The organism is Moraxella sp., from assembly GCF_024227015.1.
In the GTDB taxonomy this organism is placed as follows: domain Bacteria; phylum Pseudomonadota; class Gammaproteobacteria; order Pseudomonadales; family Moraxellaceae; genus Moraxella.
Window position 1 is genome coordinate 1 of sequence record NZ_JAAELD010000092.1, and the last position, 640, is coordinate 640.

Annotated in this window: 1 protein-coding gene; it reads right to left on the minus strand. The window is 44.4% G+C overall.

Features of this window, described 5'->3' with window-relative positions:
• On the minus strand, positions 1-596 hold a 596-nt coding region (locus GY683_RS02080; RefSeq protein ID WP_297287173.1), incomplete at its 3' end, for an LpxD N-terminal domain-containing protein.
• Positions 597-640 lie beyond the last annotated feature (44 nt).

Sequence of the window (640 nt, forward strand, 5' to 3'; positions counted from 1 at the left end):
ATTTTAGGAGCAAAACCAAAGCCTTCACTGCCGATAGATGCCTGACTGTGAATGCGTACATTTTCGCCAATCATGCTATGATGAGCAATCACTACCCCGCTGGCGATAAAACTACCTCGCCCGATATGCACGCCTGCATCAACCGTTACAGACCGCTCAATCACCACATCATCGCCAATCACCACATCATCGCCAATGATGCTATACGCTCCGATATGAACATTTTGTCCAATGTATGCGGTTGAGCTAATAATGGCAGTATGATGAATGCCATGCGTGCCTTGATAAGCAAACAACGTGCTGATGCTAGCATGAGCCAGATAAGCATCTTTGACAATGATAAACAGCGTATCAGGATTGGCAGTGGCTAGATGTTGGCTAAATTTTTCAGAAATCAGCACCACGCCTGCTTGACTGTTTTGTAACTCATCTTGATATTTACCATTGGATAAAAAAGACACACTGTCAGGGCAAGCCTTGCCTAATTCTGCCACACGGCTTACAGATTTATCCACGCCTGCCAAGTCGTCTTTATTGAGCACTGCTTGATATAGCTCAATGGCATCAATCAACGCTTTAATGTTAACCGCTTTCATTAGAACACACTACCGATTTGAAACTGCACACGTTCGGTTTGATC